Origin of the sequence: Streptomyces sp. NPDC101181, from assembly GCF_044767975.1 — a bacterium.
GTDB lineage: Bacteria > Actinomycetota > Actinomycetes > Streptomycetales > Streptomycetaceae > Streptomyces.
Genome location: NZ_JBIWOX010000001.1, coordinates 584,560 through 599,675 on the forward strand (window position 1 = coordinate 584,560; position 15,116 = coordinate 599,675).

The window sequence follows — 15,116 nt, forward strand, 5'->3', positions numbered from 1 at the left end:
CGACCGTCCCCCATCCCGAAGGTGAATACGTCGCGTCAGGCTAACCGCAAACGACGACATCCGACCAAGCCGGTACACACCCGGTACAGAATCGCCGAACAGGGCTCTTCGGGGTCACGGGCGGGGCGCGAGCCGGCGCCCGCGCCGCTCCTCGCGCGCGACGGGCATCACTCGTCACGCGCTGTCGGCTGTTACTCGTCACGCGCGCTGGCTGTTACTCGTCACGCGCGCCGACTGTCACTCCTCGCGCGCGGCGGACGTCATTCATCACGGGCGTCGGACGTCATTCATCACGCGCCGCCGATGTCATTACTCGCTCGCGGCGGGCAGGTGCGGCAGCTGGTCGGCCGCCACCACCCCTTCGAGAAAGCCGCGGGCCCGCTCGGTGCGGGGATACACCTCCAGCAGCCGCCAGAAATCCGGCCCGTGGCCGGGGACGAGAAGATGGGCCAGCTCGTGGAGGAGCACGTAGTCGACGACGTACTCCGGCATGCCCTGAAGCCGGTGCGAGAGCCTGATGCTCCCTTCGGACGGGGTGCAGGAACCCCACCGGGTGTTCTGGTTGGTCACCCAGCGCACCGAGGCGGGCCGGGCCCGGCCGCCGAAATACTGGGCCGAGAGCCGCAGGGCGCGATCCGCCAGCTCGGTGTCACCGAGAGCCCGCTTGCTCTCCCGGGCGGCGAGCTTGTCGAGCATCACGCCCACCCAGCGCCGCTCCTCCGCCGCGGACATCCGGGCGGGGATGAGCACGATGGTGCGGTCGCCGTCCCGGTACGCGGAGACCGACTTCCTGCGCCGGGTGCTCCTGCGGACCTCGACCGCGCTCGTCGCCGCGGCGCGGGCCGGGCGGGCTGCCGCGCCGCGCTGAGGATTTCCGGCACCGCGCACGGGGGAATCCCCGGCAAGGCCGGACGAGGGGTCGGCGGACACGCCACGACGTTACCCGCTGTCCGCGGGGGAAGTCCCACCCCGGGGACGGTTCGGCGACGATCCTCACCACGGCTTGCACCATTTGAACGACTAACGCCCCCTGCCTGTGGATAACTCGGCGCCCCGTTTTCCGGCGGCGCACATGCTGGCAAAGGACCTGCGGGGTACGGCTCGCGGATCACCGGTCCGCGAGGTGTCCGCGCGGACCGGGCGAAGCGGCTCGGGGCCTTCCCGCGCCCGTGACGCGCCACCACTCGGGGACTCGGGGGAGAAATCATGTATCCGATGCTGAAGCCCGCACTGCGCCGCGCCTGGCGTGGGCGGAACACCGTGCAGTTCGGCGTGACGCCCGCTCACGCCGTGAAGCTCGGTCCGGTGGACATCCCCACCGGAAGTTTCCTGGAACTGCTCGACGGCACCCGTGGCCTGCCACTCCTGTACGAGGAGGCCAGGGCACTGGACCTGTCGGAGCGTCACGTCGATCTCCTGCTCTCGCGCCTGGCGGAGGCCGGGCTCCTCGACGACCCGAGATCCGCGGGAGCAGGCGCCGAAGCGCTGCGCCGGAGGGTCGAGGTGATCGACCGTCAACGCCCGGACGAGGCCTCGCTTTCCCTCGTTCACCCCGAGCCAGGCGGTGGCGCGCGGCGGATGTCCGCCCGGCGGGCCACGCGGGTGCAGGTGCGGGGTGCGGGGCGGGTCGGTGCGTCGATCGCCTCGCTGTTGTCGGGTGCGGGGGTGGGCCTGGTGGAGGTGCTGGACGGGGGCCGCGCCGAGCCCTGGGACGTGGCGCCCGCGGGACTCGACGCGGCGGCCGTGGGGGAACGTCGCGATGTGGCCGCCCGGCGTCTCGTCCGCCGGTCCGCCCCCGGCCCGGCTCCCCGGACCGGGGGTACGGAGCCCGTGCTGTCCCTGGTCGTCGTCGCGCCCCGGGACGGCCTCGCGGTGTACGCGCCCTCGCCCGACACGGCGGCGTCGTGGATCGCGTCCGGTACTCCTCATCTCTACGCGGGAGTGATCGAGGCGACGGGAGTGGTGGGACCGCTCGTGCTGCCCGGCGGCACCGGCTGCGCGGGCTGCCTGGAGCTGCGTCGCGCGGACCGGGATCCGCAGTGGCCGCGGATGCTCGCGCAGTGGCGTTCGGGGCGGCGGGGCGCGGTGGCCGCCTGCGATCTGGGGCTGGCCACCGCGGTCGCCGGTCTCGCCGCGGCGCACGCCCTGGCTTTCCTGGACGGCGACCTCCCGGCCAGCACGGGCGCCCGCTGGGAGGCCGCCCTGCCGCTGCTGGACTGGCGATCGGAGCGGATCGGCCCGCACGCGGAGTGCTCCTGCGGTGCCGCGGCGGGGCTCCGGGCACGACCTGAGCAGGACCGGACGGCGGCTGAGGGGGATCGGGCCCCGGGCGCAGTTCCGGCGCAGGACACAATGGCCGGGTGACCGCCGTCGACGGAGTGAGTCCGGAGGCCGCGGCGGTACGGCAGTCTGGGAACTGGAGGGGCACATGTCTGATCTTCCCCGGAAGGCGGTGACGCGTACGGCCAAGCTGGCCGCGCTCCCGCTCGGCTTCGCCGGCCGTGCCACATGGGGTCTGGGCAAGCGGATCGGCGGGAAGTCCGCCGAGGTCGTCGCCCGCGAGGTCCAGCAGCGCACGGCGGACCAGCTGTTCAAGACCCTGGGTGAGCTGAAGGGCGGGGCCATGAAGCTGGGCCAGGCCCTCTCGGTCTTCGAGTCGGCGCTCCCCGAGGAGATCGCCGGTCCCTACCGGGCCGCGCTGACCAAGCTCCAGGAGGCCGCGCCACCACTGCCCGCCCGCACGGTCCACGGGGTCCTCGCGACCCGGATCGGAGAAGACTGGCGGGACTATTTCCTGGAGTTCGAGGACGCTCCGGCGGCGGCCGCCTCGATCGGGCAGGTGCACCGCGCGGTGTGGCACGACGGCCGCGAGGTCGCGGTGAAGGTGCAGTATCCCGGCGCGGGCGAGGCATTGCTCTCCGATCTCGCCCAGCTCAGCCGTTTCGCCCGGCTGCTCGGCCCGCTCGTCCCGGGGATGGACATCAAGCCGCTGATCAAGGAGCTGCGCGACCGGGTCTCGGAGGAGCTGGACTACGAGCTGGAGGCGCAGGCGCAGCGGGAACACGCGGCGGAGTTCGCGGACGATCCCGATGTGGTGATCCCGGGGGTGGTGCACCAGTCCGATCAGGTGCTGGTCACCGAGTGGATGGAGGGGATCCCGCTGTCCGAGATCATCTCGGACGGCACGGCGGAACAGCGGGACCGGGCGGGTCAGCTGCTGGCCCGCTTCCTCTTCTCCGGTCCGGCCCGCACCGGCCTGCTCCACGCCGATCCCCATCCCGGAAACTTCCGGCTGCTGCCCCCGGCCACGGAGGCGGAGGGCGCGGAGCACGAAACGAAGGGCACGGAGGGCTCAGCGGGCACAGAGGGCGCGGAAGATTCAGGGGGCTCGAAGGGCTTGGGGGACCTGGAGAGCGGGGCGGTTCAGGCAGACGCGCCAGCAGGGACCGACGACTCAGCGCGATCGTGGCGGCTGGGCGTGCTGGACTTCGGCACGGTCGACCGGCTGCCGGGCGGGCTGCCACAGACCATCGGCGACTCCCTGCGGCTGACGCTGGAGGGCGAGGCCGCCGCGGTGTACGGGCTGCTGCGGGAGGAGGGATTCGTGAAGGAGTCGATCGAGCTCGACCCGGACGCGGTCCTCGACTACCTGCTACCGATCATCGAGCCCGCGCAGGTGGAGGAGTTCAGCTTCACCCGGAGCTGGATCCGTGACCAGGCGGCTCGGATAGCCGATCCGCGCTCCCCCGCCCATCAGCTGGGCCGCCAGCTGAATCTCCCGCCGTCCTATGTGCTGATCCACCGGGTGACGCTCAGCACGATCGGGGTGCTGTGCCAGCTGGGGGCGACGGTCCGGCTGCGGGAGGAGCTGGAGACGTGGCTGCCCGGATTCGTCGCGGAGGGCGAGGCGGAGGCAGAGGCCGATGAGGACGCGGAAGCCGATGAGAGTACGGAGGCCGATGAGGCACGGGAAGCGGATGGCCCGGCGGAGGCCGACGAGGTCACAGGGCGCGGAGGGGCTGCGGCCGGGCTGACGAAGCGCCTCGACGAGGAGCGTGACGGGAACGACGAGCCGGAGGGGAAGGCCGTCCGGGCGTAGGTCACGGGGGCGGGGCCGAGTGGGGCCGGGCGGGGCGCGGTCACCACCAGAGCGAGTCGAGGCGGCTTTCGACCGCGCGGATGTGCAGGCGGGCGCAGTTGTCACAGAAGTGGAGACGGCGTCCGTCCTCCAGGGAGCAGAGCCAGGTCGGAGGGGCCGTGTCGCCATCGGCGACGGTCCCGCAGCGGGCACAGACCACGTGTCCGTCGACGGCCTGGGCCGCGTCCACGGGCCGGACCACATTGGCCGCGTCAGCCGCGCCAGCCACGTCGCCGGGCTGAATCTCGGCTGCGGGCGGGGCCGCGTCCACGCCCCGGACGGCGGCCGCGGGTTGGGGTTCAGCTGGGGGCTGGGGTGCGGCCGCAGGTTGGGGTTCAGCTGGGGCTTGGGGTGCGACCGCGGGTTGGGGCGCGTCGGTCGGCCGGACCACGTCGGCGGGCCGGACGCCCGGCGCGGGTCGGGTCACCTCGGCGGGCTGGTGCGCGTCGGCGGGCCGGGCAGGGGTTTGGGGCTCCTCGTCCACCTGGTGACGATATCCCCGCGGGCTGACGGGCGCGCGGTGGCGCGACGCGGGGCCGCCCCGGTGGGACGGCCCCGCGATGGGTGTGACTGCACGGTCAGTGCATGACCGCCATGGCCAGCGCGCGGCGGGCGCGCAGCGAGGCGCGCTCCGCCCGGCGCTGCATCCGGCGGGCGGCGAGCAGGCGGGCCGACCGGCGGTCCTCCTGGGCCTCCCGCAGGCGCTCGTGCATATGCGCACGGGCCAGGGCTTCTGGGATGAGTTGCATTTCGCGGGTCCTGTTCTGACGCGAGTCGTTCGCGCCGATGACGGTGACGTCGGGGGTGGCGGAGCCGACCGGCTCCTTCGTGGGGGTGATCATCAGTGCCTGATTCCGAGGGTCATGTGTGTGGGGGCGGTCGATCGTTCCGAGGCGCGGACCGTATGCGGGGGCGGGGACCCCACAGGCGGCGGTCACGCTGCGACCGGGTTCTTGCGCGGGCGGCCACGCGGCCGCTTGCGGGCGACGACGACACCCTGGACGAACAGCTCGCCACCCCAGACGCCCCACGGCTCGCGGCGGTCCTTGGCACCGGCGAGGCAGGCCTCGACCAGCGGGCAGGTACGGCAGAGGGACTTGGCGTACTCGACGTCGGCCGGCGACTCGGCGAAGAACACCTCGGGGTCGTAGGAGCGGCAGGGGACGGGGACGCCGAGGTTCTCGATGGCGTCGTCGAGCGCGGTGAGCGTGGTGAGCGGGGTCAAGGTGGAGTCCTCCGTGGAGCCGGGCGGTGAGACCGGGGTGGAAAGCGGTACTGACGGGGCGTGCGTTTCGATGTGCACGGTGGGTGGTGTCCTCGTCTGGGTCGTGCCGGCCTGTTGGGCCGGTTGGCTGCTGGTACCAGGTCCTGCTGGTCCCGAGGCTCCTTCGTCGCGCTCCGTCCGTTCGGACAAAACAAAAGGGCCGCGGATCCCGAGTGGGGTTCCGCGGCCCTGAAGGCGCCGGCCTGATGCTGGATCAGGCTGGATCGCTCCAGGGTTCAGGCCCACGGAAGGCCCACATCGTGTGGTGCTGCTGCGTCTGCTGATCGGCTCCGGCACCGGCCGCCGCGAAGGCATAGGCCTGGGCCTGCGCTGCCTTCACTACTGCTGCCACCGGTGCCTCGATCGGTCGCTCATTGCGCTCCCGCATCGCGGGCAGGCTCACCGGAGACAGCGGACGAACGACGGAGACGCCGGACAGACCGGTGGCACGGAGGGAGACAGCCGCAGAGCGGGTGAGGCCGAGCGAGCAGGCGGAGACGACCGAAAGACCGGTCATTTTCTGGGCTCCGATAATGCTGATCACTTCAATCGCCTCCTCTCGGCGTCTCAGGGGACCGGCCGGAACCGGTCCTGCGTATAGGGGTTAAGTACAGCACGGAATCAGGGCTTCAGAGAAGTCGCTGTTCCCGTGGTAGAGAACCTATGGTGACGACTGGGGCGGGCGCAAACCATTTTCTCGACGAGTTTTCCTCAGTCCTCGTCACTGCCCTCCGCGGGATCGTCACCAACCTCTTCACCTGCGCAGATGGCCAGAACGTCGGCGCCGAAGCGGTGCAGCTTACGGGTGCCGACGCCCGCGATGACGACCAGTTCGCCCTCCGTGGAGGGCACGGCCTCGGCGATGGCCATGAGGGTCTTCTCGGTGAACACGCAGAAGTCCGGCTGGCCCAGCAGCGACGCCTGGGCGGCACGCCAGTCGTGCAGCCGCTCGTACAGCGCCTCGTCCATGTCGGAGGGGCACTCCTCGCAGCGCATCAGCTTCATCTCGCCCGCGTCGGTGAGTGTCCGGCCGCAGACCCGGCAGCGCACCGGCTTGTGCGGCCTCCTCTCGGCCGCCGCCCTCGCCCCGACGGCCGTCGTCCGGCCGGAGCCGCGGTCGATCCCCCCGCCGCCACCGGCGGCGCCCCGGCCTCCGGCGGCGGTCGAGCCGGGGCGCAGCCCGTTCAGGAAGCGGGTGGGCCGTCGGCCCGCCCGGCCACCCGGTGACCGGGACAGCGACCAGGAGAGCGAGAGGTGGACCCGGGCGCGGGTGATGCCGACGTACAGCAGGCGGCGCTCCTCCTCGACCTGCTCGTCGGTCCTGGCGTAGGCGATCGGCATCATGCCCTCGGTCAGGCCGACCAGGAACACGGCGTCCCATTCGAGGCCCTTCGCCGCGTGCAGCGAGGCCAGGGTCACCCCCTGGACCGTCGGGGCGTGCTGGGCGGCGGCCCGCTCGTCCAGCTCTCGCACCAGGTCGGTCAGGGTCGCCCCGGGCTTGGCCCGCTCGAAGTCCTCCGCGAGGCGGACCAGGGCGGCCAGTGACTCCCAGCGGTCGCGCACGGACCCCGATCCGGCGGGCGGGCGGGTCGTCCAGCCCTTGGTGGAGAGGACCGCCCGGACCTGGGAGGCCAGGTCCTCCGCCCCGTCGAGCAGGGAGTCGTTGCGCCCCGCGCGGGCCGCGCCGCGCAGGGCGGTGCCCGCCTCCCGTACCTCCGCGCGCTCGAAGAACCGCTCGGCTCCGCGCAGCTGGTAGGGCACCCCGGCGTCCGCGAGGGCCTGTTCGTAGACCTCGGACTGGGAGTTGACCCGGTAGAGCACGGCGATCTCCCCGGCCGGGACGCCGGCCGCGATCAGCTCGCGGATGCGCCGGGCGGTGGACTCGGCCTCCTGGGGTTCGTCGGGATATTCCGCGTAGACCGGCTCGGGTCCCTTGTCGCGCTGTGAGACCAGCTCCAGCCGGTGGTCGGCCGCCTTGCCGTGGGCCTGGCTCAGCAGGCCGTTGGCGAGGTGGACGACCTGGGGGGTGGAGCGGTAGTCCCGGACCAGCTTGACGACGGTCGCCCCGGGGTGGCGGGTGCGGAAGTTCAGCAGGTGGTCGGGGGTGGCTCCGGTGAAGGAGTAGATCGTCTGGCTGGCGTCGCCGACGACGCAGAGGTTGTCCCGGTCGCCGACCCAGAGGTCGAGCAGCCGCTGCTGGAGCGGGCTCACGTCCTGGTATTCGTCGACGACGAAGTGCTGGTACTGGCCGCGCACGTGGTCGGCGATGTCGTGGCGGTCCTGGAGGATGCCGACGGTGAGCAGCAGCACGTCCTCGAAGTCGATGACCGAGCGGTCCCGCTTGAGCTGTTCGTACGTGGAGTAGACCTGGGAGAGCACCGCCGGGTCGCGCGGGGCGTCGCGCTGGGTCTTGGCGACCGCGGCCGGATAGTCGGCGGGGACGGTCTGGGTGACCTTGGCCCACTCGATCTCCCCGGTGACGTCCCGCAGCTCGTTGCGGTCGAGCCGGAGCTGGCAGCGGGCGGCCGCTTCGGAGACCAGCTGCACCTTCCGCTCCAGGAGCCGGGGCAGCTCCCCACCGACGGCTTTCGGCCAGAAGTACTGGAGCTGGCGGAGCGCCGCGGAGTGGAACGTCCGCGCCTGGACCCCGGTCGCGCCGAGCTGGCGGAGACGGCCGCGCATCTCTCCGGCGGCCCGGTTGGTGAAGGTGACGGCGAGGACCGTGGCGGGCTGGAGGATGCCCGCCCGCACCCCGTAGGCGATGCGGTGGGTGATCGCGCGGGTCTTGCCCGTCCCCGCTCCGGCCAGTACGCACACCGGTCCGTGCAGGGCGAGAGCCACCTCGCGCTGCTCGGGGTCGAGCCCGTCGAGCACGGCGTCCGGGGTCTCGGGAACCTGCGGGAAGAGAGGGGAGTGCGTTGCTGCTGTCACCCCGCCATGCTGCCAGGTCCCCTGGGGCGGGTGCGGCGGTTGTCCACAGGGGTGCGGGATTCGTCGTACCGGGAAGTCCCGCCGGAGTGGCCCGGGGCGGTCCGGGGCGGTTGGGGGAATGGCGGCCGCGTCCCGTACGTTCCCTTCCGTGCGGGGAGGCCGCGGAGAGCCGCCGCACCGCACGGGACGCTGCCGGCCGCGCAGCGGTTGGGACGAGACGAAGGAGCGCCAGCGACATGGCGGGCACTGTGACGATGTACAGCACCACCTGGTGCGGCTACTGCCGTCGGCTGAAGAGCCAGATGGACCGCGAGGGCATCGCGTACAACGAGGTCAACATCGAGCACGACCCGGAGTCGGCCGCTTTCGTCGAGAAGGCGAATGGCGGAAACCAGACGGTGCCGACGCTGCTGGTCGTCGCCGCGAGCGGGACGGAGTCCGTCATGACCAACCCCTCGCTGGCTCAGGTGAAGCAGGCGATGGCCGCCTGATCCGAGGCGCTTCGAAGATCATTCGGAGCCCCTTCGGAAAGCCTTCCGACGCGCCGCCGCCCCCCGCATCGCCGGGGGCGGCGGCGCGTCCGGCTCCCCGGCCCCAGGGCCGGTGTCAGCCGGGGCGGCGGGCGGCGCCCGGCTTCGGGAGCGGCCTGCCGTACCAGAGTTCGATCAGCCGGGCGGCGATCGAGATACCGAACGGGGGCATCACCTCGCCGGACTCGAAGGCGGCGGCGAGGTCCTCGCGGGAGAACCAGCGGGCCTCCTCGATCTCCTCGCCGTCGACGTCGATCTCCGAGGTGGTGGCGCGGGCCAGGAAGCCGAGCATCAGGCTGGAGGGGAAGGGCCACGGCTGGCTGGCGACGTACTCGACCTCGCCGATGGTGATGCCCGCCTCCTCGTACACCTCGCGGATCACGGACTGCTCGATCGATTCGCCCGGTTCGACGAACCCGGCGAGCGTGGAGAAGCGGCCCTCCGGCCAGTGCACCTGGCGGCCGAGCAGGGCCCGGTCCTGGTCGTCGGTGACCAGCATGATGACGGCCGGGTCGGTCCGCGGGTAGTGCTCGGCCCCGCAGGCCTGGCAGCGCCGGATGTGCCCGGCGGCGGCGATGACGGTGCGTTCGCCGCAGCGGGAGCAGAAGCGGTGCAGGCGCTGCCAGTTCTCCAGGGCCACCGCGTGGACCATCAGACCGGCGTCGCGGGCGCCGAGCAGCAGACCCGCCTCACGGAGTCCGGCCGGGCGGGCCGACTGGTCCATGCGGCCGGGCAGCGCGTCCTTCTGGAGCGCGAAGTAGCTGACGCCGTCCTCGTCGGTGCCGAGGAAGTAGCGGTGGGTCTCGGTGACCGGGGCCTCGAAGGCGGGGGTCATGACGATCCCGGTGCCGCCGTCGGGGGTGTCGTCGATCAGCACCTGCCCGCCGGAGACGACGAAGACGCGGGTCGTCGGGTGGCTCCACGCCGCGGCCAGCCACGCCTCGTCAAGGCGGTGGTGGGCCGCGCGGTCGATGCCGCTGGGCGCGGTGAGGCCGATCGGGCGGTCCGTGGTGGCGTTGTCGAAGGTGCTCACAGGTGCTTCCTACTCCCCCTGGACGGATCGGGTGTGCGGAGGTACGCGGAGGTGCGGAGGGCCCGGTCTGCTCCATCGGTACGGGACACGGGGTTCCGCGGGACCGGCGAGGTTCCGCACGTCCGCGGGACCGGCGAGGTTCCGCGCGTCCGTCGGCAGGAGAGCCTTCCGTGCGTTCATCGGCCGAGCGCCGTGGCCATCTCGCCCCACAGGTACGCGGTCGTCTCCACGCCCTTCAGCAGCAGGTCCAGCTCCACCTTCTCGTTGGGGGCGTGCCAGCCGTCGGAGGGTATGGATATGCCGAGAAAGAGGACGGGCGCGCCGAGCACGTCCCGGAGGTCGGCGGCGGGGCCCGAGCCTCCTTCGCGGGTGAAGAGGACCTCCGTGCCGAAGGCCCGGCCCATCGCACGGGCGACCGCCTGGAGGGCGGGGTGGTCCAGCGGGGTCAGGCAGGGGCGGGTGGCGGGCTGGAAGGCGATGGTGTGCCGGATACCGGCCGGGATACGGGACTCGGCCCAGGCGCGGACCGCCTGCTGCACGTGTGCGGGGTCCTGCCCGTCGACCAGCCGGAAGCTGATCTTCGCCAGGGCGGCGGAGGGGATGATCGTCTTGCTGCCCGCGCCCTGGTAGCCGCCGCCGATGCCGTTGACCTCGGCGGTGGGTCGGGCCCAGATCCGCTCCAGCGTGGAGTATCCGGACTCGCCGGTGACGGCCTGGGACTTCGCCGTACGCAGCCAGGTCGCCTCGTCGAAGGGGAGCCGGGCGAAGAGGTCCCGCTCGGTGTCGGTGAGGTCGGTGACCCCGTCGTAGAAGCCGGGTATCGCGACCCGGCCGTCCTCGTCGTGGAGGGCGGCGACCAGGCGGGCGATCTCGGTGGCCGGATTGGGGACGGCTCCCCCGAACGAACCGGAGTGGATGTCCTGAGCGGGGCCGTGCAGCTGGATCTCGCACTCGGTGAGGCCGCGCATGCCGGTGCAGACGGTCGGGGTGTCCGCGTCCCACATGCCGGTGTCGGAGACGATGACCGCGTCGGCGGCGAGCCGGTCGGCGTGCCGCTCGACGAGGGCCCGGAAGTTCGGGGAGCCCGACTCCTCCTCGCCCTCGATCAGGAGCTTGAGGTTCACGGCGGGGCTCGTGCGGCCGGTCGCGGCGAGGTGGGCCCGGACGCCGAGGGTGTGGAAGAACACCTGGCCCTTGTCGTCGGCCGCGCCGCGTCCGTACATCCGGCCGTCCCGGATCACCGGCTCGAACGGGTCGGTGTCCCAGCCGTCCTCGCGGGCGGCGGGCTGTACGTCGTGGTGTCCGTAGACCAGCACGGTCGGGGCGTCCGGGTCCTCGCTGGGCCACTCGGCGAAGACCGCGGGGGCGCCGGGGGTCTCCCAGATCTCGGTGGCCGGGAAGCCGGTCTCCTTGAGTTTGGCGCCCAGCCACTCGGCGCTGCGCCGTACGTCTCCGTCGTGTTCCGGCTGTGCGGACACGGACGGGATGCGCAGCCACGCGGCGAGGTCGTCGAGGAACGCCGCGCGGTGCAGTTCGGTGTACGTACGGACGGCTCTGTCCGGGGTGTCACTCATGCTCGTGAGCCTATCCGTCCCGCGGGGGCGGGTCGTCCAGCAGGATCCGCTCCAGCTCCGCCCGTCCCGGCAGTCCCCGCGGGTGGACGGTCTCGCCGGTGCGTACGTAGAGGAAGGTGGCGGTGACCGCGTCGAGCGGCAGTCCGTGCAGCTCGGCCCAGGCCAGCCGGTAGACGGCGAGCTGGAGGGGGTCGGCGGTGCGGTGGCGGGTGGTCTTCCAGTCGACGATCTCGTACGTCTCGCCGGTGCGGTAGACCGCGTCGATCCGGCCCCGGACCACCCGGCCCGCGAGCGTGATCTGGAACGGGGTCTCCACGCGGTAGGGCGTGCGCCGGGCGTACGGTGTCCGCTCGAAGGCCTCCTTCAGCTCGGCGAGATCCCGCTCGTCGGCGATCTCCGCGTCGCTCTCGTCGCCCCCGGGCAGCTCGTCGGGGCCCAGCATGGGCAGCGGCAGCTCCTCGTAGCGGGACTCCACCCAGGCGTGGAACCGGGTGCCCCGGCGGGCGGCGGGCTGTGGGGGCCGGGGCATGGGCCGGGCCAGCTCCTTGGCGAAGGCGTCCGGGTCCTCGGCCAGGCGCAGCAGCTGGGTGGCGGAGAGCGCGGCGGGGACGACGACCTCGCGCACGGTGGCGCGGGCCCGGCGCAGCTCTCCGGCCAGAGCGTCCAGGTCCCGGTCCCAGGAGGCGAGCGTGCGGGCCTCCTCGGGAGTGAGCCGGTCCGTCTGCCGCCCCTCGGCCTGCTGCTCCCCCCGGTCCTCTGTCTGCTGCTCCTGCCGATCCTCTGGCTCCTGCTCCTCCCGCTCCCGCTCGTCCGCCCCTTGCTCGTTGGCCTCGTACTCCCCCGCCTCCTGCTCCTCCTGCGGGTGGCGGGCGGCGGGGACGTGGGGGATCGCCTCACGGGGTCCCGCCTCACGGCGGGTCTCCGGGGCGGCGGGCGGCGTCGCGGGGCGCTCGGTGGGAAGCGCGTCCCAGTCCCACTCCTCGTCCGCCGGCGGGCCGCCCGCCAGTGCCTCGTCGAGCGGCGCCTCGTCCTCGTCCCCGTGGACCGGTACGTCGTCGGGGCCGGGCGCGTACGCCGACGGCTGCGCGGTCTCGGACGTGACCAGCCGTTCCAGGTGGGCCAGCACCGTGTCCCGGGCCGTGCGGCGGCGGGTGAGGGCGTCGGTGTCGAGCGGGAGCGGCCAGGCCTGGTCGGCGTCCCGCTCCGCGAGGGCGGGGTTCTCCTCGTCCTCGGCGGGCTCGTCCGCCCAGGCCTCGATCTCGCCGTGGCCCGCCGCGCAGTGCTCGTACAGCGCCTCCAGGAAGGCGGACGGGCCGCGCGGCTTCTTCTGGGACGGGCCCCACCAGTGGCCGGAGCCGAGGAGGAGGGAGCGGGGGCGGGTGAAGGTGACGTACCCCAGGCGCAGCTCCTCCGTGTGCTGGTGCTCCTTCATCTCCGCCTTGAACGCCTTCATGCTCCTGGCGTCGAACGTGTCCAGCGCCGGGAGCGTCGGGGCGTCGCCGCGCAGGGCGTGCGGGAGCACCTTGGCCTGTGCGGTCCAGGCGTCCCGGGACTGGCCGCTGGGGAACTGGCCGGTGACCAGTCCGGGCACGGCGACGACGTCCCACTCCAGGCCCTTGGACTTGTGCGCGGTGAGGACCTTGACGGTGTTCTCGCCGCCGGGCAGCGCGTTGTCGAGGCCCTTCTCGTACTGCGTGGCGGTGCGCAGGAAGCCGAGGAAGGCGAGCAGCGACGCCTCGCCGTCCAGGGAAGCGAACCGGGCCGCCGTGTCCAGGAAGTTGGCGAGGGTCTCGCGGCGGCGGGCGGCCAGCGCGCGGGGGGAGGCGGACAGCTCGACCTCCAGACCGGTGGTGGCGAGGATGCGGTGCAGGACGTCCATCAGCGGGTCCGCGAGCGATCGGCGCAGGTCGCGCAGCTCCCGGGCGAGGCGGGCGAAGCGCACCCGGGCGTCGGACGAGAACGGCAGCCCGTCGTCGGCCGCGTCCCCCGCGATGAGGAAGGTGTCCAGGGCGTCCGCGAGCGATATCACCTCGGCCGGGTCCGTGCCCTCCACTGCCTCCGTGAGCCGCCGGTCCGGGTCGGCGTCGTCCCCGTGGGCCGCCCGGTGCACGAGCAGGCGGGCGCGGCGGCCCAGGAGGGCGAGGTCGCGGGGGCCGATGCGCCAGCGCGGTCCGGTGAGGAGGCGGACCAGGGAGGCGTTGGCCCCCGGGTCCTGGAGGACCTCGCAGACGGCGACCAGGTCGGCCACCTCCGGCAGGTGCAGCAGCCCGGCCAGGCCGACCACCTCGACGGGGATGTCCCGGGCGACCAGGGCCGCCTGGATCTCCGGGAAGTCTCCGGCGGTGCGGCACAGCACGGCGATCTCCCCGGGCGGGGTGCCGGTGCGCACGAGGTGCGCGAGGGAGTCGGCGAGCCAGTCGATCTCCTCCGTGTGGGTGGCCAGCAGGGCGCAGCGGACCATGCCGTCGCGCTCCGCACCCGGGGCGGGGCGCAGGGCCTCCACACCCTCGTGCATCGCGCGCAGCGGTGCGGCGAGGCCGTTGGCGAGCTGGAGGAGGCGGCCGCCGCTGCGGCGGTTCTCGCTGAGGCTGTAGCGGGTGGCGGGGGCGCCGTCGGCGTGCGGGAAGTGCTCGGGGAAGTCGTCCAGGTTGGCCACGGACGCGCCGCGCCAGCCGTAGATCGCCTGGCAGGGGTCGCCCACGGCGGTCACCGCGTGACCGGCAGCCCCCCGCTCCGTACCCCTGCCGAACAGGGCGGACAGCAGCAGCCGCTGGGCCACCGAGGTGTCCTGGTACTCGTCGAGGAGGACGACCCGGAACTCGTCGCGCAGGATCTCCCCCACTTCGGGCCGGGTCAGGGCCAGCTCGGCGGAGAGCGCGATCTGGTCGCCGAAGTCGATGAGGTCCCGGTCGCGCTTGGCGGTGCGGTAGCGATCGGTGAGAGCGAGAAGGGAGCGGCGGGCCTCGGCGGTCTCGGGGATCCTGCGCAGCTCGGCGTTGCTGAGCTCGGCGGCGGCCAGCTCCCGCAGCAGCCCGGTGTCGTACGTCTCCAGCCGCTCCGGCCGCACGAGGTGTTCGGACAGCTCCGCGTCGAGGGCGAGGAGGTCGCTGACCAGGGTGGCGAAGGAGCGGGTGAGCGCCGGATACGGGCCGGGCGCCTCGCGGAGCACCTTGGCCGCGAGCTGGTAGCGGGTGGCGTCGGCGAGGAGGCGGGTGGCGGGCTCCAGGCCGATGCGCAGGCCGTGGTCGGTGAGGAGGCGGCCGGCGAAGGCGTGGTACGTGGAGATCGTGGGCTCGCCCGGGGGGTGGTCCGGGTCGATGACATCGGGGTCGGTGACCCCGGCGGCGACCAGCGCCCGGCGGACCCGCTCGGCCAGCTCGCCCGCCGCCTTGTTGGTGAAGGTGAGGCCGAGGACCTGCTCGGGCGCGACCTGGCCGGTGCCGACGAGCCAGACGACGCGGGCGGCCATCACCGTGGTCTTCCCCGACCCGGCTCCGGCCACGATCACCTGCGGGGCGGGCGGCGCGGTGATGCAGGCCGTCTGCTCCGGGGTGAACGGAATCCCGAGGAGCTCCTTGAGCTGCTCGGGATCGGTGATACGTGCGGACACAGGAGAAACGGTAACCGGGGCCACTGACAACCCGGT

12 protein-coding genes are annotated in these 15,116 nt (G+C 73.0%); 3 read left to right on the plus strand and 9 right to left on the minus strand.

The window, feature by feature from the left end; translation table 11 throughout:
• Window positions 1-309 precede the first annotated feature (309 nt).
• Complete coding sequence (locus ACIRRU_RS02495; protein WP_403675156.1) at window positions 310-930, minus strand: M48 family metallopeptidase; 621 nt, start codon at window positions 928-930, stop codon at window positions 310-312.
• A gap of 276 nt (window positions 931-1,206) precedes the next feature.
• On the opposite strand from ACIRRU_RS02495, the gene ACIRRU_RS02500 reads away from it, so the two are divergent.
• Window positions 1,207-2,364, plus strand: a complete 1,158-nt coding sequence (locus ACIRRU_RS02500; RefSeq protein ID WP_403675159.1) for a ThiF family adenylyltransferase — start codon at window positions 1,207-1,209, stop codon at window positions 2,362-2,364.
• A 64-nt stretch (window positions 2,365-2,428) separates the two neighbouring features.
• The gene (locus tag ACIRRU_RS02505; protein WP_403675161.1) at window positions 2,429-4,099 is read left to right on the plus strand and encodes an ABC1 kinase family protein; all 1,671 of its coding nucleotides are present in this window, start codon (window positions 2,429-2,431) and stop codon (window positions 4,097-4,099) included.
• A 40-nt stretch (window positions 4,100-4,139) separates the two neighbouring features.
• Here the strand turns inward: ACIRRU_RS02505 and ACIRRU_RS02510 are convergent, their stop codons facing one another.
• The 5 genes from ACIRRU_RS02510 to ACIRRU_RS02530 form a co-directional block, all read right to left on the minus strand.
• A complete protein-coding gene (locus ACIRRU_RS02510; protein ID WP_403675611.1) occupies window positions 4,140-4,340 on the minus strand; it encodes a hypothetical protein in 201 nt (66 codons plus the stop codon).
• A gap of 376 nt (window positions 4,341-4,716) precedes the next feature.
• On the minus strand, window positions 4,717-4,980 hold the full coding sequence (locus ACIRRU_RS02515) for a hypothetical protein (RefSeq protein ID WP_403675164.1): 264 nt from the start codon (window positions 4,978-4,980) through the stop codon (window positions 4,717-4,719).
• Window positions 4,981-5,072: 92 nt separating this feature from the next.
• On the minus strand, window positions 5,073-5,441 hold the full coding sequence (locus ACIRRU_RS02520) for a WhiB family transcriptional regulator (RefSeq protein ID WP_363200971.1): 369 nt from the start codon (window positions 5,439-5,441) through the stop codon (window positions 5,073-5,075).
• Window positions 5,442-5,616: 175 nt separating this feature from the next.
• Window positions 5,617-5,946: a hypothetical protein gene (locus ACIRRU_RS02525; protein WP_403675167.1), complete on the minus strand. Its 330-nt coding sequence runs from the start codon at window positions 5,944-5,946 to the stop codon at window positions 5,617-5,619.
• Window positions 5,947-6,113: 167 nt separating this feature from the next.
• Window positions 6,114-8,333 (minus strand): ATP-dependent DNA helicase UvrD2, encoded by a 2,220-nt coding sequence (locus tag ACIRRU_RS02530; RefSeq protein ID WP_403675169.1) that lies wholly within the window; start codon window positions 8,331-8,333, stop codon window positions 6,114-6,116.
• Window positions 8,334-8,569: 236 nt separating this feature from the next.
• Between ACIRRU_RS02530 and ACIRRU_RS02535 the strand changes: the two genes are divergently transcribed.
• Window positions 8,570-8,824 (plus strand): mycoredoxin, encoded by a 255-nt coding sequence (locus ACIRRU_RS02535; RefSeq protein ID WP_363200974.1) that lies wholly within the window; start codon window positions 8,570-8,572, stop codon window positions 8,822-8,824.
• 115 nt (window positions 8,825-8,939) lie between these two features.
• On the opposite strand, the gene nudC is transcribed toward ACIRRU_RS02535, so the two are convergent.
• From nudC to ACIRRU_RS02550, 3 genes are all read right to left on the minus strand, one after another.
• On the minus strand, window positions 8,940-9,896 hold the full coding sequence (gene nudC, locus ACIRRU_RS02540) for an NAD(+) diphosphatase (RefSeq protein ID WP_403675172.1): 957 nt from the start codon (window positions 9,894-9,896) through the stop codon (window positions 8,940-8,942).
• Between the two features lie 176 nt (window positions 9,897-10,072).
• On the minus strand, window positions 10,073-11,470 hold the full coding sequence (locus tag ACIRRU_RS02545; RefSeq protein ID WP_403675174.1) for a dipeptidase: 1,398 nt from the start codon (window positions 11,468-11,470) through the stop codon (window positions 10,073-10,075).
• A 10-nt stretch (window positions 11,471-11,480) separates the two neighbouring features.
• Complete coding sequence (locus tag ACIRRU_RS02550; protein WP_403675176.1) at window positions 11,481-15,080, minus strand: UvrD-helicase domain-containing protein; 3,600 nt, start codon at window positions 15,078-15,080, stop codon at window positions 11,481-11,483.
• Window positions 15,081-15,116: the final 36 nt, after the last annotated feature.

Bases quoted from the DNA above. Each gene is read 5' to 3' on its own strand.
- ACIRRU_RS02535 (WP_363200974.1), top strand. From the start codon at position 8,570: ATGGCGGGCACTGTGACGATGTACAGCACCACCTGGTGCGGCTACTGC.
- ACIRRU_RS02545 (WP_403675174.1), bottom strand. From the start codon at position 11,470: ATGAGTGACACCCCGGACAGAGCCGTCCGTACGTACACCGAACTGCAC.
- ACIRRU_RS02515 (WP_403675164.1), bottom strand. From the start codon at position 4,980: ATGATCACCCCCACGAAGGAGCCGGTCGGCTCCGCCACCCCCGACGTC.
- ACIRRU_RS02505 (WP_403675161.1), top strand. From the start codon at position 2,429: ATGTCTGATCTTCCCCGGAAGGCGGTGACGCGTACGGCCAAGCTGGCC.
- ACIRRU_RS02500 (WP_403675159.1), top strand. From the start codon at position 1,207: ATGTATCCGATGCTGAAGCCCGCACTGCGCCGCGCCTGGCGTGGGCGG.